This is a genomic window from Acinetobacter sp. UBA3461, from assembly GCF_002381195.1.
Taxonomy (GTDB): domain Bacteria; phylum Pseudomonadota; class Gammaproteobacteria; order Pseudomonadales; family Moraxellaceae; genus Acinetobacter; species Acinetobacter schindleri.
The window spans coordinates 71,363-92,278 of record NZ_DFRO01000042.1; the positions used below are offsets into that span (position 1 = coordinate 71,363).

The window sequence follows — 20,916 nt, forward strand, 5'->3', positions numbered from 1 at the left end:
ATGGAAAAAAAATCACCTTTACGCGTTTTATTCTGCATGGGCATTAACCAAAACTTTTTTGATGCTGCTCCAGAAGAAGCAAAAGCAGTGTGGGCAGCATTTGGTGAAATGTGGAATGGTATTCATGACCTACCAGGTGTACATGTATACGGCAATTTAGATGATGACCAAAGTATGGTTGGTCCAAGTACTGGTTTTCCTTGGACAACTTATCTGCTCGCAGATGTACCTGACATTGAAACTGTACATGCGGCATGTAACTTAGTGCGTACAACACTTGTGGGTGAAGGTCCTTATAAGTTGTGGAAGTACTGCAAAATTGAAGCACGTACAGGACGTGAATTGATTATCCAACGTTAAGTTTAGACCGTTTGAAGGTAGTGTTATGGATGTCAGCGAATTAGATCTTAATCAATTGATTAAACGTGTGGAGCATTTAGAAGCAGCTAATGCGATCCGAAATTGTATTAATCGCTATATGGAAATTTGTGACAATTTAGATGCAAATACAAATCTAGATGAGCTCATGGCGCTATTTGCTGCTGACAGTATTTGGGAAGGTATTGGTGAGAAATATAGTAAAAGTTTTGGACGTTATACAACGTGGCAATCTATTTACGACATGTTCAAAAGCTATACACAAAAAGACTCCCATTTTCTTATGAACGCTCATTTTTTGAGTTCCGAGCAGATTTATGTAGATGGCACGACAGCAAAAGGTAGTTGGTTAATGCTACAGACCTCTACCTTTAAAAGCCATCAGAGCCATCTCAATGCTGCAAAGTTGACGGTTCAATTTAATAAAAACCCAAATGGGCAATGGCAGATTAAACACTTTCAAACGGAAAACATTTTTAGTCGTCCTGTAGGTCACTGGAATAGCACTGCTGAATTACCTGTACCTCAAGCGCATAGCTCAGATATGCAAGCTTAAGACTAGTCAAAAAAAATAGGAAATAGATATGAATAGCCTTATTCCAACACAAAATATTGAACTTGATTACAACGAATTAGTCCAAAGTGATCGTGTGCATACATCACTTTATAAAGATCCAGCTATTTTCGAACAGGAAATGGATAAGATTTTTAATAATACTTGGGTCTGGGTCGCACATGCCAGTGAAATCCCAGATATGGGTAGTTATAAAACCATCAATATAGGTTTACAACCTGTTGTAGTTGTACGTGATCGTAAAAAACAAGTACACGTTTTACTAAACCGTTGTCGTCACCGTGCAGCAACAGTATGTGAACATAAAAAAGGTAAAACCAATAGCTTCGTATGTCCATATCATGGTTGGAGTTATGCATTGGATGGCACATTACGTGGCGTTCCGTCTCCAGAAAGTTATGGCGAATGCTTAGATAAATCAGAATTGCCAATGGTGAGTCTGCGTGTCGAAGAATATAACGGCATGATCTTCGCAACCTTCAAACAAGACATCGAACCATTAGCAGACTTCCTTGGTCCTGCGAAAAAATGGATTGATTTATTTATGAAACAAGGTGCAGGTTATCCAGTTAAAGTCTTAGGAGAACATCGTTTTACTTTCCCGGGCAACTGGAAAATCCAACTTGAAAATACAACAGATGCGTATCACTTCCCCTTGGTACACAAATCCTTCTTAAGTTCAGTTGATGAAAAAACAGAAGAACTCTTTAACTTCGAAAATCAGCCGGGTTACGTTGAAGATTTAGGTAATGGTCACAGCGTCATGGTGATGATTCCAGAACTTATTGATTTAGAAGAAGAGTTAATGGAGCGCCCTATTCAAGAACGCTTTGAAGAACTTGCTCAAGCACTACGTAACGAAGGTCATGAAGAGCTCGAAGTTCGTCGTATATGCCGTGCAGTGGGTGGATCGGGTTTTAACCTGAATATTTTCCCAAATATCGCATGCTCAATGGCATTCTTCCGGGTTATGCAGCCTTTAGCAGTTGATAAAACGGAAATTCATCATTCAGTCATCACTATGGATGGCGGTCCACAAATTGCCAACCAATATCGTTTACGTTTGCATGAACATTTCCAAGGCCCATTTGGTTTCGGTACGCCTGATGATGCAGAAGCATGGGAACGCGTGCAAAAAGGTTCAAGTGCAGGCAATGATCTTTGGATCATGTTACATCGTGGTCTACCAGGCGAAATCAAAACTGAAGATGGCTTGAAGAGTGATGTAAGTGCGGAAACAGGCATGCGTGCTGCTTACCAGCAGTGGAAAAAGATGATGACGGTCTAAGGAGAATGCAATGAAAATTGATGTGAATTTAGTGAATGAAGTAACAGCATTTATCTGGTCAGAAGCTGACATGCTTGATCATTCCGAGTATCGGACATGGTTATCACTGTGGGAAGAGCAAGGTCTCTATATTATCCCGATTGATCCTGCATTAACCGATTATGAAAATCATCTGAACTATGCCTATGACAATCACCATATGCGTCAGCTACGTGTAGAGCGTTTAGAAAATGGTGAAGCAATTTCAACTTCACCGAAGGCCAATACAATTCGTAGCTTATCACGTGTCCGTATTCTTCAAAATGACAACAATGAAATCGTATTACGTTGTGCGCAAAACCTACGCGAATTCCGTAAAGAAAACTTGCGTCATTATACCGCAGACGTTACTTATCATTTAGTTCGCGATGGAGAACAAGGTTTTAAGATCCGTCGTAAAATCATTAATTTAATTAACTCAACTGATACCTTAGCTGGTATTAGCTATATCTTGTAATGGAGTGAAGATGAAAAAAGTCGCTTTAGTTACAGGTGCAGCATCAGGTTTAGGTTGGACGATTGCAGAACATTTTGCATCATTAGATTATCAGGTTATCGTCTCAGACATGAATCCTGAGCTCGCTCAACAAAATATTGCTAAAAGTCAATTTTTGGCAAATATGTCTGTTTTGAAACTGGATATAGCAGAGTGTGCTGATTTTAAAAATGCGATTGTATTTATTGAGCAAAATTTTCAGCGTTTAGATGTCGTAGTGAATAATGCAGCAGTGACTAAAGCGACGCCGGTACTTGAAATTACAGCAGAAGAATTTGACTGGGTTTGTCAAGTCAATCAACGAGGTACGTTCACTGCCTGCCAAGTATTTGGTCAATACATGGCAAGTAAAGGCTATGGCCGTATGATCAACCTGTCTTCGCTGGCGGGTCAAAATGGCGGAACTGCAACGGGTGCACACTATGCCGCATCTAAGGGTGCCATTACAACATTGACCAAAATTTTTGCTAAGCAGTTTGCAGCACAAGGAGTGACTGTAAATGCAATTGCGCCAGGTCCAATGGATTCACCAATGGTTCGTCAAGTTGTCGGCGAAGAAAATTTCGAAAAATTCGTGACCAATATTCCTGTCCAACAACTTGGTTCTATGCATTTTATAGCACAGACAATTGCTTTATTGGCTCAGCCAGAGGCGGCCTTTGTTACAGGTGCAACATGGGACATTAATGGTGGCTTATTTATGCGCTAAATGCGTATAAGGTGAAAATATGACTGAATTATTTGATGTAGTACTCCAAAGCCGCCGGGTAGAGGGTGGCACAATTGCTGTGCTAGAACTCACCTCAGCAAATAACGTTACATTACCAAGTATAGAAGCAGGGGCACATATCGATGTGCATTTGCCAAATGGTTTAATACGCCAATATTCACTATGTCAGAATCCCAAGCAAACTGGAATTTTCCGTCTAGGTATTTTGAAGGATCCACAATCGCGTGGTGGGTCAACTTGTGCATTTGATGAGTTGACACCAGGCATGCATTTACAAGTGAGTGCACCCAGAAATTTATTTCCACTCGTAGACGCTTCTCATTCGATATTGATTGGTGGGGGCATCGGAATTACACCATTGATTACGATGGCATATGAATTACTAGCGCAAGGTAAATCATTTGAATTGCATTATTGCGGAAGTAGTCGTGAATGCTGTGCTTTTGTTGAAGAAATTGAACATGGTCCGCTGGGTGAGTTTACAAAATTCCATTTTAAAGCCGAAGGTGCAAGTCACCGTGACTATCTGACAGACCATTTTAAACAGCTCGATACTAAATCACATATTTATACTTGCGGTCCGAATGGCTTTATGGATTGGGTAATCGATTTAGCGAAGGCAAATCAATTTATAGATCAGCAAATCCATAAAGAATATTTCAACGTAGAAACAGATGTTACTGGCGATACCTTTGAAGTTGTGGCTCAACGAAGTAATAAAATTATTACAGTTGCAGCGGATGAAAGCTTAATTGATGCATTAGCAAGAGAAGGCATCAAAATCGAAAAATCATGTGAACAAGGTGTCTGTGGTACATGTTTGTGTGACGTATTAGAAGGCGAACCTGACCATCGTGATGTGTATTTAACGGATGAAGAAAAAGCAGAGAATGAACAAATCTTAGTATGTTGCTCTCGTTCTAAATCTGCTCGTCTGGTCTTAGATATTTAAGATCCGACTTTAGGAATAAAAAGGAAAGAATATTATGTCTACATTATCACAAGCGCAGTATAGCGTTGATCCAATGAAGTTCAGACGTGCTCTAGGTAACTTTGTGACTGGTGTTACCATTATGACAGCACAAAATTCAGTGGGTGAGAAAGTCGGGGTCACAGCCAATAGTTTTAACTCTGTTTCACTTGATCCTTCACTTATTTTGTGGAGTATCGATAAAAAATCTTCAAGCTATTCAGTTTTTTCTGAAGCGTCACATTTTGCGGTAAATATTTTATCTGCAAACCAAATTGAATTATCGAACAAATTTGCACGCCGTACTGCAGATAAGTTTGATGGTGTGAACTACGGACTAGGCAAGGGCAATGCCCCAATTTTAGCCAACTGTTCAGCTGTTTTTGAGTGTGAGCGTCATCAAGTTATTGAAGGTGGAGATCACTGGATTATTATTGGTAAAGTTGTGGCTTTCCATGATGAAGGTCGTAGCCCACTGGTATACCATCAAGGAGCTTATTCCGCTGTCACACCGCATCCCATGGTTCAATTGAAACAGTCCATCCAAGAAAGTGAATTGGGCAAGATGCATCACGGTTATTTAAACCAGAATGTTTGCTATCTCATGAGTCGCGCTTTTAAGTTTTACCAAAATGATTATATTCCTAAACAACTGGGTAGTGGTTTTAGAACCAGTGAGGCTCGCTTACTGTTAGTGTTGGGTAGTGGTACAACTTCAAGCAAAGCAGATTTACCTCGTGATATTGCTATGCCGATGCAGCAAGTAGAACAGGCTGCAGAAATCCTGAAAAAAGATGGTCTGTTAATTGAAACCGAGCAATTCTTCCAACTCACTGAAAAAGGGCAAGAAACTGCACATACTCTATTTGATATCGCAAATAGGCACCAAAATGAGGTGTTCTCAAAATATAGTGAAATTGAAAAAGAAAATTTTACTAAAATATTGAGAGATATTGCCGGAATTTAGTCGTAAAAACGCTTTTCTTAAAGGTATAAGTTAGTGATATTTATAAAAAAGTATAATATAGATATCACTTTTGTAAAAAAGAATAAAAATCACGTAAAAATTTTAAATTGGCATGGAATTAGCTTAATTTAATTATTGCAAATTACATTGAATATTCTTTATTTTAAGTATATTAATATACTTATAAGATAATTGAATTTTCTATGGAATTATAAAAGAATCAAAGAGCATCATTAAGTATTAGAAACTTAAATATGCTGAGAGTTCTGCAATGGAATACATTTCTCGCCAGCTAAAAAAAAGCGCCAGTGAGAATAAAAATTAATTTGATAAAAAGGTCTAAATAATGGAATTAGCAGTCAAAGTGGGGAAACAAAATCGTCTCAAATTTATATCAGCCTACACATTATTAGCATTGAGCTGTAGCAGTGTTGCATATGCTGATTTTGTCAAAGATAGTGAAACATCTTTAAACTTTAGAAATTTTTATTTAGAACGAGATTTTGATAGTGCTCAACCTGACATTGGCAGTTGGTCTCAAGCAGCAGGTATTAAATTTTCATCTGGTTATACGGAGACCCCACTGCAAGTAGGTCTTGATCTCACAGCAAATTACGCACTTCGTTTGTCTGATCGAAATGAAGAGCGCCCAGATACCGTTTTGCCATTTGAAGATGGAAAACAGGTGAATCACTATCATAAGTTAGGTGCAACGCTTAAGCTTAAATATCAAGATTCTGAATTGCGTATTGGTGAGCTTATGCCACGTACTCCAGTGGCATTTATTGATGATTCACGCCAACTGGTGACAACCTATGCAGGTGTGGCATTTGAAACTAAAGTGATTGATAACCTGAAGCTATCTCTAGGACGCATTACCCATATTAATGCTCGTAATGATGATTCATTTGAAAAACTCAGTTTATTTGCACCGAATGGTCCGCGATTTGAAAGTGATGGTCTAAATTACTTGGGGCTGGACTACAACTTTACTCCAAGTGTCACGGGTACATATTGGTATGGTCAATTAGAAGATATCTATCAACAGCATTATTTAAATGCTGCTTATAACACCACAATCGGTGAGAGTAAGGTGAAATTTGATGCACGTTATTTTAATAACAGTGAAGCGGGTGATGCTTATTACGGTAACATCGACAGCCAAACTTTTGGTATACAAGCCAATTTAAACAACGGTCCACATACTATTACAGCAGGTGTGCAAAAAAATAAAGGCGATAGCCCGTTCCCAACATTGGCAGGTTATGCACCTCAACCATTTTTACATACATGGTCATTACTTGGATTTATTAAACCAGAAGAGTTGACCTATCACATTCTTTATTCATACGACTTTAAAGCACTAGGTGTACCAGGTTTGCGTGCGACAGCACGTTACTTGCATGGTAGCGATATTGCTCGTGCTGGATTTAAAGATAATGAAGAAACTGAAACCAACTTCATTTTAGGCTACACCGTTCCTCAAGGCACATTCAAAGGGCTAGGTTTGGAATGGCGTTATATCGACACAACCACAAAATATGGCGCAGGTAATACACCAGGCATAGATTTCGTTGAAAACCGAATTATCACTACTTACACCTATAAATTCTAAGTACTAAAAAAGACAGAATAATCTGAATAATGGAGATACAGATGAATTTTAAAAAACTATTGATGGCAAGCTGTGTCATTGCTGCCGTAAGTACTACGCAAGCAGATATTACAATTGGCGTTGTCACGTCATCATCTGGTCCAGTTGCAATGGTAGGCATTCCGCAGAAGAACAGTATTGCCTTATTACCTAAAAAAATTGGTAATGAAAATGTGCGTTATATTTCACTTGATGATGCAAGTGATCCCACAGCATCTGTAAAAGCTGTTGAAAAGCTGATTAAAGAAAATAAGGTTGACGCAATTATCGGTCCATCAGGTTCACCGAATGCAACTGCAGTCATTGGAACAATTGCTAAAGCACAAGTTCCACTTCTTGCTCCTGTAGGTACCTCTTCAATTGTCCAACCAATGAATGAACAGAAGAAATGGGTTTTTAAAACTACACAAAACGATGAAATTATTGCAGAAGCTCTCGTTCAGGATATGGTGAAGCGTAAAATTAAAACCTTAGGTTTTATTGGAACAGCGGATCCGTATGGTGAGAACTGGGGTAAGGTACTTGCAAACCTTGCTGCAAAACATGGCATTAAGATTGTCGCTAAAGAGTCTTTCCAACGTCAAGATACTTCTTTGACAGGGCAAGCTTTAAAACTTATTAGCCAAAAGCCTCAAGCGATTTTAGTTGCCGCGCCTGGTAGCTCTGCCGTTCCACCACAAGCGGCACTTTATGATCGAGGTTATCGTGGGCAAGTCTACCAAACGCATGGTGCTGCACTGGATCAGTATCTAAAACTTGGTGGTAAGAAAGTAGAAAATACGATTTTAGCTGCAAGTTTAATGTTGGTTATTAACGAAGTGCCTAATACGCATCCTTCGAAAAAAGTGGCATTGAAATATATCAATGACTATAAAGCAAAATATAAACAGGTTCCTGCAACCTTTGGTGCCAATGTCTATGATGCTGGCTTGCTACTAGAAAAGGCGATTCCAGTAGCCTTGAAAAAAGCAAAACCGGGCACAGTTCAATTCCGTAAGGAACTACGCCAAGCACTTGAAAATACAAAAGAAGTAGCAGGTACGCAAGGTGTTTATAACATGAATGCCAAAGACCATAGCGGATTCGATAAACGTGGTCGTGAGTTAATTATTGTTAAGAACGGTCAGTGGAAACTTCTCAAGTAATTCCTCATTTTTTAAATATTATTCAATAACTACCCAAAAGTGATGATTCATTCATCACTTTGGGATGATTCATCCGCAAGAATGGTTAGGAAGATGTTATGGATTTGAATATCGCATTAATTCTTGGACAGGATGGGATAACCAGTGGTGCAATTTATGCATTATTGGCTTTATGCATCATCTTAGTCTTTACAGTCACACGTATTTTATTGATTCCTTTAGGTGAATTTTCAGTTTTTGGCGCATTAACATTAGCTTCGATTCAAGCAGGTCATCCTAGTTTAATCGTTTGGCTAGTTGCTGCGCTATTTTGCATCAATACGGTTTTAGATCTGTATGCAAAATTCAAACATAACGCAACCTTTAATCATAAAGTCACATTATTCAGTGCAATTTACTTCGGGCTCATTATTGCTGCGATGTACAAATTACCTTTAGCTGAACTTTCAATGTGGTGGCAAGTTATATTAACGCTTGCAGTCATTACTCCACTTGGTCCGCAACTTTATCGAACTTTCTTCCAGCCTTTAGTGGCTGCTAAACCATTAGTCCTTTTAATTGTTTCTATTGCTGTTCATGTAGTTTTAGTGGGTATCGGATTACTGATCTTTGGGCCGAATGGTGCTCAAACTCAACCTTTCAGTGATGCAACATTTGAATTGGGTAGCTTGATGGTCAATAGTCAAACACTAGTGATTATTGCAGCGTTCTTTATTTTAATTTTTTTATTGTGGTATTTTTTCGAAAAAACCTTATATGGAAAAGCTTTACATGCAACAGCAGTGAATCGTGTCGGTGCTCAGCTTATGGGTATTTCACCAATTTTTGCAGGTAAATTGACTTTCATTCTAGCTGCTTTCATTGGCACCCTTTCGGGTATATTAATCGCGCCTATTACGACGCTTTATTACGATTCAGGTTTCGTGATCAGCCTTAAAGGATTTGTAGGCGCCATTATCGGTGGTTTGATTAGCTTCCCCGTTGCAGCAATAGGTTCTTTAGTTGTCGGACTCATTGAAGCTTTCTCTATGTTTTGGGCAAGTGACTACAAAGAAATTATTGTCTTCACACTCATTATTCCTTTCTTACTCTGGAAATCTTTGACTGCTCGTCACGTCGAGGAGGATGAAGAATGAAATCTAAATATTTATTTTTAGCCTTTGCCTTAGTGGTATTTGTAAGTCCATTTTTTCTACCAACCTATCAAGTGACCTTACTGAATTACATTGGTTTGAATGCGCTGGTTGTATTAGGTCTAGTGCTCCTGACGGGTGTTGGTGGTATGACCAGTTTCGGTCAAGCGGCCCTCGTTGGTATTGGTGCATACGCAACTGCGTATTTAACAGTGACCGAACAGCTTCCGTCGTTTTTGGCTTGGACAGGGGGTAATCCTTGGTTAGGACTCTTGTTAGGTATTGTTATTACGCTGGTATCAGCAGTTCTTGTGGGTGGTCTAACCCTTAAATTATCAGGGCATTATTTACCTTTAGGTACAATCGCCTGGGGCATTTCACTTTATTACTTCTTCTCGACCATTGAATCTTTGGGTGGGCATTCCGGGATTTCAAATATCCCTAGTATCTCTATGGCAGGTTATGCCTTTGATAGCAGCAACAAAATCTATTATCTCATTTGGTTAATTTTGTTCGGCGCAATCATTATTACCAAGAACTTACTCAATTCACGTGAAGGACGGGCGATACGTGCACTGAAAGGTGGACAGCTCATGGCTGAGTCGATGGGCGTAAATACTTTCCGTTCAAAAATGATGGTATTTATTACAGCATCTTTATTTGCCTCTGTTTCAGGTTGGCTGTATGCCCATACCCAAAGCTTTATTAACCCAACTCCATTTGGATTACAAATGGGTATTGACTACTTATTTATGGCACTTTTAGGTGGTGTAGGAAGTATCTGGGGAGCAATACTGGGTGCGGGTATTTTTACTATGGTTCGTCAATGGCTTCAGGATATTTTGCCAATCATTTTTGGCAGTGAAGGTCATTATGAAACCATTTTCTTTGGTTTGATCATTATTATTCTGATGCAAAAAGCACCTGCTGGTCTTTGGGCATTTATTGTTAAATATACGCCAAGTCGTTTTAAACCAGTTGATATTCATCCGACGATCCAACCCGTCGAAAATACATTGAAAGAAACCGAAATTCCTGCAAAAGGAACAGTGATTCTTGAAGCGAAAAACATTACCAAAAAGTTTGGTGGTCTTGTTGCCAATAATGATATGAATTTAACAATTCATGCCGGTGAAGTACTGGCACTCATTGGTCCGAATGGTGCTGGCAAAAGTACCATGTTTAACCAAATTTCCGGTGTAGATGTTCCAACCAGCGGAGAAGTAATATTCCAGGGTAAAAAAACCAACGGAATAGCTTCTCGTGAAATTGCCAAATTAGGTTTAAGTCGAACTTTCCAACATGTCAAAATTTTGCCTGAAATGACCGTTTTGGAAAATGTCGCGATTGGGGCGCATTTGCGTGGTGATAAAGGGGTTTTATCCTCCATGTTTTATCTAGATCGTGAACAAGAAAATATCTTGTTAAACGAAGCTAAAACTCAACTCGAACGTGTTGGTCTAGGTGACTATTTATATGCTGAAGCAGGCAGTTTAGCACTTGGACAACAGCGCATTCTCGAAATTGCACGTGCTTTATGTGCGAGCCCAAGTTTATTACTCCTTGATGAGCCTGCAGCAGGCTTACGTTTTAAGGAAAAACAGGCTTTAGCAGAATTACTTTCTAGATTACGTGAACAAGGTATGGCTATTTTATTGGTTGAACATGACATGGACTTTGTCATGAACCTTGCAGATCGCATTGTCGTGATGGAATTCGGTCAAAAAATTGCTGAAGGCTTACCGGAAGAAATCCAAAAAAATGAGGCTGTTCTCGAAGCATATCTTGGAGGTGTGGCATGACACTCATAAATACAAATCAAAATGATCAAGGTAAATCTTTACTCGAAGTAAAAAACTTGAGTGTTGCCTACGGCAAAGTTGAAGCTTTGATGAATTTTAATATGCGCGTCAATGAAGGTCAGATCGTCTCAGTGGTCGGTCCAAATGGTGCTGGTAAAACCACTCTATTGTCCGCAATCATGGGACTATTAGGTTCTAAAGGACAGGTCGATTTTGATGGGCATATTGAACAAGGGCCACAAGTTGAAACTATGGTGGTCAGAGGTTTAGGCTTAGTTCCAGAGAAGCGCGAGCTTTTTGGTTCTATGAGTATCGAAGACAACCTTATGCTTGGCGCGTTCCAGCGTTATCGTCAAGGTGATCGTTCTTTGAAAGATACCTTGGATGAGGTCTATACCATTTTCCCACGTCTCAAAGAGCGTCGCGGACAAGAGGCGGGTACACTTTCAGGCGGTGAGCGACAGATGCTGGCTGTAGGACGTGCATTAATGGCAAAGCCTAAACTCCTGATGTTAGATGAACCGAGTCTGGGCTTAGCACCACTTATTACACGTGAAATCTTTAAAGTGATCGATCAATTACGTGGTCAAGGTGTTTCAATTTTACTGGTTGAACAAAACGCACGTGCAGCCTTAAAACTTGCTGATTATGCCTATGTACTTGAAATGGGCGAGTTGTCTATGCAAGGGAAGGGCAGTGAGCTTGTTGAAGATCCAAGAATCATTGAAAGCTATTTAGGCATTAATAGTAAGCACCAAGATATTCTGGCGGTTTAATCGCAACTGTTGAGTGCAACTCGGCAATAAAGGAGGCGATGATGCAACAATCAGCTAAAAAGATATTGGTTTATGGAGCAGGTGCGATAGGAAGCGTATTGACTGTTCGATTGACCCTGGCTGGCCATCAAGTCAGCGTGATTGCACGTGGGGAAAACTATCATGTGATTTCTCAAGAGGGTATCCATCTTGAAGATCTCACCGGTCATCACCACATCCGACCTTACCGTGTGGTGAGTGATGTGAGTGAACTTGAACCACAGGATTATATTTTTATTGCAACCAAATTTCATGCCTTGGCTGAGATTACACCGCAGTTAAAAGCTTTATTGCATGATGATACGGTGATTGTTCCATTAATGAATGGAATTCCATTCTGGTATTTTTATGGAATAGAGCATTCAAGTGAAAAGACTTATATCAAATCCTTAGATTCCAATGCGCAATTATCAACACAATTTCCTTTGAAGAATTTAATCGGGTCAGTTGTTTTTATTACTGCACAATTATTGCAACCTGGAAAAGTGAAGTCTATTAATCCTTATTTGTTGATTTTTGGTGAACCAGACCATCAACTTAGTAATCGATTAAAACAACTTGTTGAACTGTTTGTGGATACCAATATTGAAGCTCGACCAGTTGAAACAATTCGTGATCAAATTTGGACTAAGGTGATGGCTAATCTGAGTTCTAACCCACTTTCAGTAGTAGCCAATACCAGCCTAGACCAAATTTATTCTCATCCATATTTACATCCTATCTCACGTGCTATCACCCAAGAGGTTAGGCAAGTCGCAGCGTGTTATGGCGCCCGTATCACTATTGATCCCACTACTTTTTTGAAACTTGGTACAGAAATGGGCGCAACCTATACGTCCATGTGGTATGACTATCAAAAAAAACATCGGCTGGAATTAGAAAGTATTGCAGACGCAGTTTTTGAACTTGCTGAAGTTTATGGCTGTGAAATGCCCATGACACGCTGTATTTACGACCTTACTCAATTTCTTAGCACACAATCACTTAAGCAAGAAGGAGCTGCATCATGAATTCAACTGTAAATCCTTTAAATGTTTCAGATACTGAATGGCAACTCAGAGTAAAGCTTGCTCATTGTTATCATCTTATTGATTTTTTTGGCTGGACAGAGACGATTTTTAACCACATTTCTGCTCGTCTACCAGGTGATGAACATTATTATTTAGTGAATCCATTTGGTCTCAATTACACAGAAATCACCCCTGAAAATCTATTAAAAGTGGATCTAAAAGGCAATAAAGTAATGCCTTCCGAATATGATGCCAATCCTGCAGGTTTTGCTCTTCATAGTGCGGTTCATGGTGCCCGCGATGATATCCGCTGTGTGATCCATACCCATACAACACCAATTAGTGCGATTACACAAAAAAAGCAGGGCTTTAAATACGATAATTTCTATGGTGCACAGCTATACGGTCGAATTGGATACCACACTTTTGAAGGTATTACGCTTTTCGAAGACGAAAAACAGCGCATGATTGAAAGTTTAGGCGATCATCATATTTTGGTTTTACGTAATCATGGTGTGGCTGTCGGTGAAAGCAGTATTGAAAAAGCATTTTTCTTGCTCTGGACAGTACAGCGTGCAGCGGAAATTCAGTGTCAGGCAGATGCAATGCAAGGAGAAGATGTTCATTTGACTGAAACAGTACAGCAAAAGTGTGCAGACCTCACACAAATGCTGATCAAGGAAAGTAGTTTTGCCGATAAATTTTTCAATGCCATGGTCAGAAAAATGCAAGAAAACCATTAAAGAATAGGGGGAGCGTAACAATGGAATCTAATCTTAATAAAAATATTATTTTGACAACACCAATCCAAGAAAGAACTGCATGGGTTGGAAAAGATCTAATCCATAAAGATGACTGGATTTATCATTTGTCAGCAAATGCAATTCAGGCTTTAGATGAAAATCTAGCTTATATAGAATCGGAAAAACTTACGCTAGCACAGATCAATCACGAGCATCTGACCGTAAAAGATCCAGGAATTCTGGCGGAATTTTCCAAATGGTCAGACGAATTAGAAAATGGATATGGATTCTTCCTTTTAAAAGGATTAGATGTTAACCGTTATTCTGAAGATCAAATGGCTACGCTGTATTTTGTGATTGGTTTATATATGGGGCAACCTGTCACACAAAACGCACATGGTGATTTACTTGGCAAGGTTGAAAATGTAGGTGATTTAAAGAATAAGTCAACACGTGTATATGAAACCAATGCCTATCTTCCATATCACACTGATTTGTCCGATGTCGTTGGTCTATTATCGATTCGTAAAGCAAAGCAAGGCGGGCTTAGCAGTCTAGTTAGTGCAGCCACTGTATATAATCAAATTTTGGAAAAATACCCTGAATATCTCGGTTATTACTATCATCCGACCTATTGTGATCATTTAGGTGATCCAGAGCCAAGTTTAACGCCCATTTTTAGCTATTGGGAAGGTAAATTAAGCTGCCGATATATGCGAGCATATACCGAGTTAGGGCATGAGCGTCTCGGCATACCACTTTCTAGTGTACAAAAGCAAGCATTTGATATTTTTGATCATTTTATTAATAATCCTGATCTTCGACTAGACATGATGCTTGAACCAGGAGATATGCAGTTCTGTAACAATTATAGTGTCATGCATTCAAGAACAGCATTTGAAGATTTTGAAGAGCAGAGTCAGCGTAGAAAACTCCTACGTTTATGGTTGAAAATGTCGAATGCACGTGAACTAGCTAAAGATTTTCCTGGTCGAAATGGTATAGCGGCAAAAGTTGCATAGTCTATTCGTAATATGCGGTATTCAAACAAGAAAACAAGCACTGTATTTTTAGCATAGTTTATGAAGAATTCAGCGTAGGATGGCTTATTTTTTACTAGTGGTTAAGTCATCCTTATGCTCTCTTTGTAGATGGATTTAAATACCAAATTATGTACATTTTAATTATTTAAATCATGAATTAAATTAAAAGAAAATCATAATTTTACCTCTAGTTTATTTTTATAGAATAGCGAAATATAAATATGAGCTCTCTTTCGTAAATCACTTTTTATGTATAGATTCCGGTGATTAAATTGAATCTCAAACCAAGTCTTTTGCCTCTATTTTGATAACACTCAACAAAGATTTTAGAGGTTTTTTGCTGCCAAATATGTGCTTAATACCTATTCTTCTTTCATTGATTTCTTGATTATAGATTTTGAGGTTAGTAACCAATTTAAAGTTTTTTAGCCTGATAATTTAAATCCATATTAACAATGAGAAAACTTAATGGTTATAGAGCAGTCAGCATTCTACTTTAAGGTTTATAAGAAAGTGTAAGATTAATCAATTCGGAGTCCAAAAGTTACTTGAATTTATTATAAGCATTTGATAATTATAAGCATTTGATAATTATATTTTATTTTTTTAAGTGCCTTGTCTGTTGGTATGCTGGTTAATCAAAAATTAGGATAATCACTTATAGATTTGTGAAAAAGGGCTCTTAAACTCTATAATGTGAATTGATTTCGTTGGGGAGAAATTTTTTGTTTAAATGCCACAGAAATTGTGACCTGATGAGAAGTTAATTTAGCTGAGCGAATTTGATAATTACTTAAAATTAGGCAATAGTCAGATTGTTAAGCTATAACAATTAAGGTAGTTAAATGAAGCAATATCTAGATTTGTGTCAACGCATAGTTGATGAAGGCGTATGGGTTGAGAATGAACGAACTGGAAAGCGTTGTTTAACCGTTATTAATGCTGATTTAGAATACAATGTAGGGGCAAATGAGTTCCCTTTAGTGACAACTCGAAAAAGTTATTGGAAGGCAGCTATTGCAGAGTTGCTAGGCTACTTACGTGGGTATGACAATGCTGCTCAATTCAGAGCGATTGGTTGTAATACTTGGAATGCGAATGCTAACGAAAATGCAGCTTGGTTAGCTAACCCCCATCGTAAAGGTGAAGATGATATGGGGCGCGTTTATGGAGTTCAAGGACGTCATTGGCGTAACTCCGAAGGTCAAGAGTTTGATCAACTTCGTAAAATTTACGATGACTTACGTAATGGCATTGATGATCGTGGTGAAATTCTAACTTTTTATAACCCAGGTGAGTTTGATATGGGATGCTTACGCCCATGTATGCATACTCATACCTTTTCTTTAGTGGGGGATACCCTTTATTTAACCTCATCTCAACGTTCATGTGATGTGCCCTTAGGTCAAAACTTTAATCAAATTCAAGTTTTTACTTTACTCGCTCTGATGGCCCAAATCACAGGGCATAAGGCTGGAAAGGCATATCATAAGATAGTAAATGCACATATTTATGAAGATCAATTACAACTCATGCGTGATGTTCAGCTAAAACGTGAACCTTATCCATCGCCTAAGCTTCATATCAATCCTGATATTCAGAGTCTAGAAGATATTGAAACATGGGTGACATTGGATGATTTTGAAGTTGAAGGATATCAATATCATGAACATATCGCGTATCCATTTTCTGTATAGAAACATCTCATCAAAATAAAATGAGAATTGGTGGCAAACACGTTTACTTTGATTCTTGACATATAACTTTAGAAAATCACCTATCTTGATTGCGATTTAACCTCCTAGACAAGATAGGTGATTTTCTGCTATCGATATTATTATGTGAGCTGATTTGAATTAATACCTTTGAGTCCTAATAATTTTTTAACTTCTCAATTTCCTGTTCAGCATTAAAAAGAGACTCCCGATCCGCTTTATATAACATCTCATAATAATCTCAAGGCGCTTTCATCTTAAAATTGCGCTCATCATGACTTTTTCTCAGTTCCACATCGCCGGGAAGGGGGAAGGTGACTGGAGGAGAGAGACATCCATAATGGATGCCTTTTTATCGCCTGCTTTAAGCTGTTGGCTTACCAGTATGTACTGTGTCAATCAGATTAGACAAGTCATAACCGAGCGATTGTGCATAAGCCAGATATTCCTGCTTAGTCGCTTCATCAATGGTTGGGGTGCGATGCAACAGCCACAGATATTTCATGCTTGGCTCACCGACCAAAGCCGTTTGATAACTAGCATCCAGCTTCAATACCCAGTAATCTCCCTTGGTAAATGGCACCCAGCGTAAACCTTCTGGCAGGAAACTGACCTCAAGTTTGGCATTGGCAGCATCTACAATCGTTGCCTCACCAATGGATTCATCCAGCTTGCCATCACCATCCAGACAACGATTCTGAACACGTACGCTACCACTTTCATTCAGGCTATAAACAGCTGAAATATCAGTGCTGTCTTCAGGTTGATGTTTCATTGGGAGACGGGCAATTTCATACCAAGTGCCTAAATATTTGGTGAGATCAAAATTTGAAACGGTAGGGATATCATGATTCATTATTTTCTCCTTATTTTCTCCGCTTTATTTCAGTTCATTTTTTTCGCTCAATCAGTCTAAACATGGAGCTGCTAAAGAAAAGATGTAATCATGTAGTGAAATGTTGTGTTTGTTTTCAATGAGATGGGAATGGGTAGAGCATATATAAGAAATGTTAAGTAGGTCGAAATCTAGTCATTTTTTATAATTTATTGCTTAAAAGTATGTCGATTAATTAATTTATTATTCAATAAAACTTAATAATAAAAATTTTTGTAACTTAATAGAGTTAAATAATTCTATGCGGAATAGTAGCTTACATTTAATCAGTTAAATATTGATAAATTTATTTACATTTTGAACGTGAAAAATAACATTAATGGGGCTAGTATTTGGGCCTTTCAAAAGATATGAACGCCTGCTTAAGGGCGAGGAGTACTTGGTTTAATATGATTTATGATCATCAAGTGAATATGAGTGAAGTTCATGCTCCTGTTCAAGCGAACGTCATAATTCGTTCCCAGTCGGGACAAAATTCTAAACGTCAGCCTCAGCGTAACAGCTCTGAATCAGCTCGTAACACAAGTTCTGAATCACGCAAGACTTTTAGTGCGATGAATGGCCAGCGTTTTAATATTGAAAAATTCACCAGTTATCTGCAAGGCATTACCCGTAGTACCAGTACACAGAAATGTGCGCGCAGTATTCGTATCGGTTTGCAATCTTCAGGTGCAAAAATTGTGAATCATCCTGTGGCTGCAGCTGACTGGGGCAGTACCTTACAGAAATTGGGCTACCGTAAAATCAACCTGTCATTTGACCGTCCGAAAAAGGGTGATATCTATATCATTGACCGGACTTCCAAGCATAAGTACGGGCATATTGCAGCATACTCAGGTTCTGCATGGGTATCGGATTTCAGACAGTCAGGTTATGCGGTTTATCGTAATTCTGATGTGAAATACACTTATTACCGCCTTGATTCTCACCTTTAAGTTAGAAGTTAAAAGTAGCATTTGCGAAATGATTCAATCTTCGAAGCGTTTCGCACGATTCCCGTAAATAGATAGGATAAACAGTCCAAGCGCGCTGAAGCCAATGCATTGAATGCCTAAAGCTATCTTGTGCTGTTCAGGCAGATAGCCAAACAGGGTGATCAGGGCAATCAGCGGAATACAGAAAAACAGTCGTGTAAAACCTTCCCGATAGGGATTCTGCTCAGGCAGTTTCAAGGCGACTGTACGTAAACCATGACTAAGCATCCCAATTGCCAGACTGATGCCGACAAATATTGTATTCAGTTCTGCAAAGGTAGAAGCGTAATAAATCACTGCACAGGTGGCGATACAGACGATCAGCCTGATCTGGCGTGAGCAGCGTTCGGAATACCAGTAATTAAGCATGAGGCGGTGGAGTGTCCGTGTTTTTATGCATTAAAGACAGTGGCGAAAACATGCAGATGGCAATCGCCATAAAGCCAATGCCCTGCGCACCTGCAACCAGGATCTCGCCATCTTTCATATTCATGAAGACTAATGCCAATAATAGGGCAATTGGAATCCAGGTCAGTATGCGATAGAACAAGCCTGTCGGATTCTTTGCAGCAAAATGAATTTTGCAATAACGGCAGATCAGGAAAATAATTCCAGTACCGGCAAACATCAGAATCGCATCCAGCGGTAAAGGTTCTATCCAGTACAGCACTGCTGTCAGTACGGCAATCACGATAAAAATCAGTAATTTTTTAATGACAGAAATTTGCGGATTAAACCAGTATTCAAGCATGGCAACCGTGAAGATCCAAAAGAGTTGATCTGCACTTTAGCATATTTCAGATATAAAAAAGCGAGGCAGATGCCTCGCAATATGTTCAGGATGTCTTATACGTTTTTCTGTGGACCCCAGTCATAAATTTTTTTCTGGTAGGCATACCACATCATCCATAGGCCAATCAGAATCATTGGCAGGCTGAGGAATTGCCCCTTACTCATCCAGCCAATAAATAATTGACCATTGTCCGGTTCACGGAAAAATTCGACGATGAAACGTGCCAGACCGTAACCAATCAGGAAGAGCGCAGAAACTGCCATACGTGGGCGAGGTTTAGAGCTGAACCACCACAGTACAATAAACAGAATCAGACCTTCACAAAGTGCCTGATACAGTTGTGATGGATGACGAACCAGTTGGAGTGGATCGGTTGGGAAAATCATGCCAAAAGCAAAGTTTGGGTCAGTCACCTGACGACCATACAGTTCCCCGCCGATGAAATTACCAATACGGCCAAACATCAGACCGGTCGGTACACACGGCGCGATAAAGTCCAGAGTCTGGAACCAGGTCATGTTGTATTTTTTACACCAGAGCAGCATCGCCAGGATTACACCTAGGAAACCGCCATGGAAGCTCATGCCACCTGTCCAGATCTGGAACAGCCACAATGGGTCTGCCAGAAACTGGGAAAAACCGTAGAAAAATACATAACCAACACGGCCACCGATAATCACCCCAAGCGCCCCGAAGAAGATTAAATCCGAGACCATATCTGATGTCCAGCCGCGTTGTTTAGCGCGATACGTCGCCAGTCCCCAGGCAAATAAAAATGCCATCAGGTACATCAGTCCATACCAGTGGACCTGCAATGGCCCGAGCGAAATCGCTACAGGATCAATATTGGGATAGTTGAGCATGCATCTTCCTTTGTCTTTCTGTTTTGTCCTGATTTTAGCCTAAACTTGGGAAAAATGTTGTACATTCAATGTGTAAAGATCTAGAGCATCAATTATGTGTATCGTCGCCTTGGCCTGGCGTGTACTGGATGACACGCCACTTTGTCTGATCTCAAACCGGGATGAGTTTTATCAGCGTCCGACAGCCGCCCTGCATGCCTGGCAAAATAGCCCAATTATTGCAGGTCAGGATTTGCAGTCTGGTGGTACCTGGATGGGGGTGACTGCTGCGGGCCGCTGGGCGGTGATTACCAATTTTAGAGATGGGCAGGACCAAAAGTCTTATCCGACTTCACGCGGTCATATTCTTCAGGATTTTCTTGAATCTGAATTAACACCAATTCGGTTTGCCCAAGAACTGGAAAAAAAGCAATGTGACTATGCAGGCTTTAACCTGTTTGTCGGTGATCGAGAGCAGGCGGTCTATATGAGCAACCGTGGTGAAGCACCGCAAGTGTTGGCACATGGTGTATATGTGGTATCCAATGGTTTGCTGACTGAACATTGGGAAAAGACCCGTCACTTACGCAAGCGTTTTACCCAGGAATTCCTGCCCATGATGCAGCATCCCGATATACCTAAGTCGGATCTTTATTATGCCGTCTGGGATATTCTGGAAGATGAACGCAAGATCATTCCGGAATTGTTGCCGAAGACCGGGATTTCACATGAACTGGAACAGTTGTTGTCTTCAACCTTTATTCAAAGTCCGGCTTATGGCACGCGCTGTTCCAATTTCCTGAGAATGAAAACCGATGAGTGGCAGTGGCTGGAAAAATCCCAGCAGGGTGAAACAGCAGGGCAGATCGTTGAACAAGTTATTCCGATTATTAGCTAAATAACAGTATTG

22 protein-coding genes are annotated in these 20,916 nt (G+C 39.5%); 18 read left to right on the forward strand and 4 right to left on the reverse strand.

The features are described 5' to 3' along the window. From B3D47_RS11905 to B3D47_RS11980, 16 genes are all read left to right on the forward strand, one after another. Positions 1 to 360 (forward strand): hypothetical protein, encoded by a 360-nt coding sequence (locus tag B3D47_RS11905; protein WP_004890246.1) that lies wholly within the window; start codon positions 1 to 3, stop codon positions 358 to 360. A gap of 25 nt (positions 361 to 385) precedes the next feature. Then, positions 386 to 934, forward strand: coding sequence for a nuclear transport factor 2 family protein (locus B3D47_RS11910; RefSeq protein WP_004890243.1), 549 nt, complete (start codon positions 386 to 388; stop codon positions 932 to 934). A 28-nt stretch (positions 935 to 962) separates the two neighbouring features. Beyond that, a complete protein-coding gene (locus tag B3D47_RS11915) occupies positions 963 to 2,240 on the forward strand; it encodes an aromatic ring-hydroxylating oxygenase subunit alpha (RefSeq protein WP_286862181.1) in 1,278 nt (425 codons plus the stop codon). Positions 2,241 to 2,250: 10 nt separating this feature from the next. Beyond that, positions 2,251 to 2,736 carry an aromatic-ring-hydroxylating dioxygenase subunit beta gene (locus B3D47_RS11920; RefSeq protein ID WP_163167253.1) on the forward strand — a complete coding sequence of 162 codons (486 nt, stop codon included), beginning with the start codon at positions 2,251 to 2,253 and terminating at the stop codon, positions 2,734 to 2,736. Between the two features lie 10 nt (positions 2,737 to 2,746). Next, complete coding sequence (locus B3D47_RS11925) at positions 2,747 to 3,484, forward strand: SDR family NAD(P)-dependent oxidoreductase (protein ID WP_286862183.1); 738 nt, start codon at positions 2,747 to 2,749, stop codon at positions 3,482 to 3,484. A gap of 19 nt (positions 3,485 to 3,503) precedes the next feature. After that, positions 3,504 to 4,457, forward strand: a complete 954-nt coding sequence (locus B3D47_RS11930) for a PDR/VanB family oxidoreductase (protein WP_286862185.1) — start codon at positions 3,504 to 3,506, stop codon at positions 4,455 to 4,457. 34 nt (positions 4,458 to 4,491) lie between these two features. Then, positions 4,492 to 5,442, forward strand: a complete 951-nt coding sequence (locus B3D47_RS11935; RefSeq protein WP_286862186.1) for a p-hydroxyphenylacetate 3-hydroxylase reductase component — start codon at positions 4,492 to 4,494, stop codon at positions 5,440 to 5,442. A gap of 346 nt (positions 5,443 to 5,788) precedes the next feature. Beyond that, complete coding sequence (locus tag B3D47_RS11940; protein WP_286862187.1) at positions 5,789 to 7,057, forward strand: OprD family outer membrane porin; 1,269 nt, start codon at positions 5,789 to 5,791, stop codon at positions 7,055 to 7,057. A gap of 41 nt (positions 7,058 to 7,098) precedes the next feature. Then, positions 7,099 to 8,241 carry an ABC transporter substrate-binding protein gene (locus B3D47_RS11945; protein WP_286862189.1) on the forward strand — a complete coding sequence of 381 codons (1,143 nt, stop codon included), beginning with the start codon at positions 7,099 to 7,101 and terminating at the stop codon, positions 8,239 to 8,241. A gap of 98 nt (positions 8,242 to 8,339) precedes the next feature. After that, on the forward strand, positions 8,340 to 9,377 hold the full coding sequence (locus B3D47_RS11950; protein ID WP_004890222.1) for a branched-chain amino acid ABC transporter permease: 1,038 nt from the start codon (positions 8,340 to 8,342) through the stop codon (positions 9,375 to 9,377). Continuing rightward, complete coding sequence (locus B3D47_RS11955; RefSeq protein WP_163168688.1) at positions 9,374 to 11,176, forward strand: ABC transporter permease subunit; 1,803 nt, start codon at positions 9,374 to 9,376, stop codon at positions 11,174 to 11,176. Before B3D47_RS11950 ends, B3D47_RS11955 begins: the two co-directional genes overlap by 4 nt. Next, positions 11,173 to 11,952: an ABC transporter ATP-binding protein gene (locus B3D47_RS11960; protein ID WP_163167241.1), complete on the forward strand. Its 780-nt coding sequence runs from the start codon at positions 11,173 to 11,175 to the stop codon at positions 11,950 to 11,952. The genes B3D47_RS11955 and B3D47_RS11960 overlap by 4 nt, the downstream gene beginning before the upstream one ends. 41 nt (positions 11,953 to 11,993) lie before the next feature. Continuing rightward, positions 11,994 to 13,001: a ketopantoate reductase family protein gene (locus B3D47_RS11965; RefSeq protein ID WP_286862191.1), complete on the forward strand. Its 1,008-nt coding sequence runs from the start codon at positions 11,994 to 11,996 to the stop codon at positions 12,999 to 13,001. Next, the gene (locus tag B3D47_RS11970) at positions 12,998 to 13,744 is read left to right on the forward strand and encodes a class II aldolase/adducin family protein (protein ID WP_004890211.1); all 747 of its coding nucleotides are present in this window, start codon (positions 12,998 to 13,000) and stop codon (positions 13,742 to 13,744) included. The genes B3D47_RS11965 and B3D47_RS11970 overlap by 4 nt, the downstream gene beginning before the upstream one ends. Before the next feature lie 20 nt (positions 13,745 to 13,764). Then, positions 13,765 to 14,766 carry a TauD/TfdA family dioxygenase gene (locus B3D47_RS11975; RefSeq protein WP_286862194.1) on the forward strand — a complete coding sequence of 334 codons (1,002 nt, stop codon included), beginning with the start codon at positions 13,765 to 13,767 and terminating at the stop codon, positions 14,764 to 14,766. Positions 14,767 to 15,632: 866 nt separating this feature from the next. Then, positions 15,633 to 16,484: a thymidylate synthase gene (locus tag B3D47_RS11980; RefSeq protein ID WP_286862196.1), complete on the forward strand. Its 852-nt coding sequence runs from the start codon at positions 15,633 to 15,635 to the stop codon at positions 16,482 to 16,484. Positions 16,485 to 16,866: 382 nt separating this feature from the next. Here the strand turns inward: B3D47_RS11980 and B3D47_RS11985 are convergent, their stop codons facing one another. After that, positions 16,867 to 17,358 carry a lipocalin family protein gene (locus B3D47_RS11985; protein WP_103800890.1) on the reverse strand — a complete coding sequence of 164 codons (492 nt, stop codon included), beginning with the start codon at positions 17,356 to 17,358 and terminating at the stop codon, positions 16,867 to 16,869. 428 nt (positions 17,359 to 17,786) lie between these two features. Here B3D47_RS11985 and B3D47_RS11990 point away from each other — a divergent pair, with 428 nt between their 5' ends. Next, positions 17,787 to 18,332: a CHAP domain-containing protein gene (locus B3D47_RS11990; RefSeq protein ID WP_004890200.1), complete on the forward strand. Its 546-nt coding sequence runs from the start codon at positions 17,787 to 17,789 to the stop codon at positions 18,330 to 18,332. Positions 18,333 to 18,365: 33 nt separating this feature from the next. Here B3D47_RS11990 and B3D47_RS11995 read toward each other — a convergent pair whose 3' ends face one another. From B3D47_RS11995 to lgt, 3 genes are all read right to left on the reverse strand, one after another. Beyond that, the gene (locus B3D47_RS11995) at positions 18,366 to 18,740 is read right to left on the reverse strand and encodes a hypothetical protein (RefSeq protein ID WP_004813240.1); all 375 of its coding nucleotides are present in this window, start codon (positions 18,738 to 18,740) and stop codon (positions 18,366 to 18,368) included. Continuing rightward, positions 18,733 to 19,122: a hypothetical protein gene (locus tag B3D47_RS12000; RefSeq protein WP_286862198.1), complete on the reverse strand. Its 390-nt coding sequence runs from the start codon at positions 19,120 to 19,122 to the stop codon at positions 18,733 to 18,735. Before B3D47_RS12000 ends, B3D47_RS11995 begins: the two co-directional genes overlap by 8 nt. 95 nt (positions 19,123 to 19,217) lie before the next feature. Then, positions 19,218 to 20,027: a prolipoprotein diacylglyceryl transferase gene (lgt, locus tag B3D47_RS12005; RefSeq protein ID WP_004813235.1), complete on the reverse strand. Its 810-nt coding sequence runs from the start codon at positions 20,025 to 20,027 to the stop codon at positions 19,218 to 19,220. 94 nt (positions 20,028 to 20,121) lie between these two features. Here lgt and B3D47_RS12010 point away from each other — a divergent pair, with 94 nt between their 5' ends. Next, positions 20,122 to 20,904, forward strand: a complete 783-nt coding sequence (locus B3D47_RS12010) for an NRDE family protein (protein ID WP_286862200.1) — start codon at positions 20,122 to 20,124, stop codon at positions 20,902 to 20,904. Positions 20,905 to 20,916 lie beyond the last annotated feature (12 nt).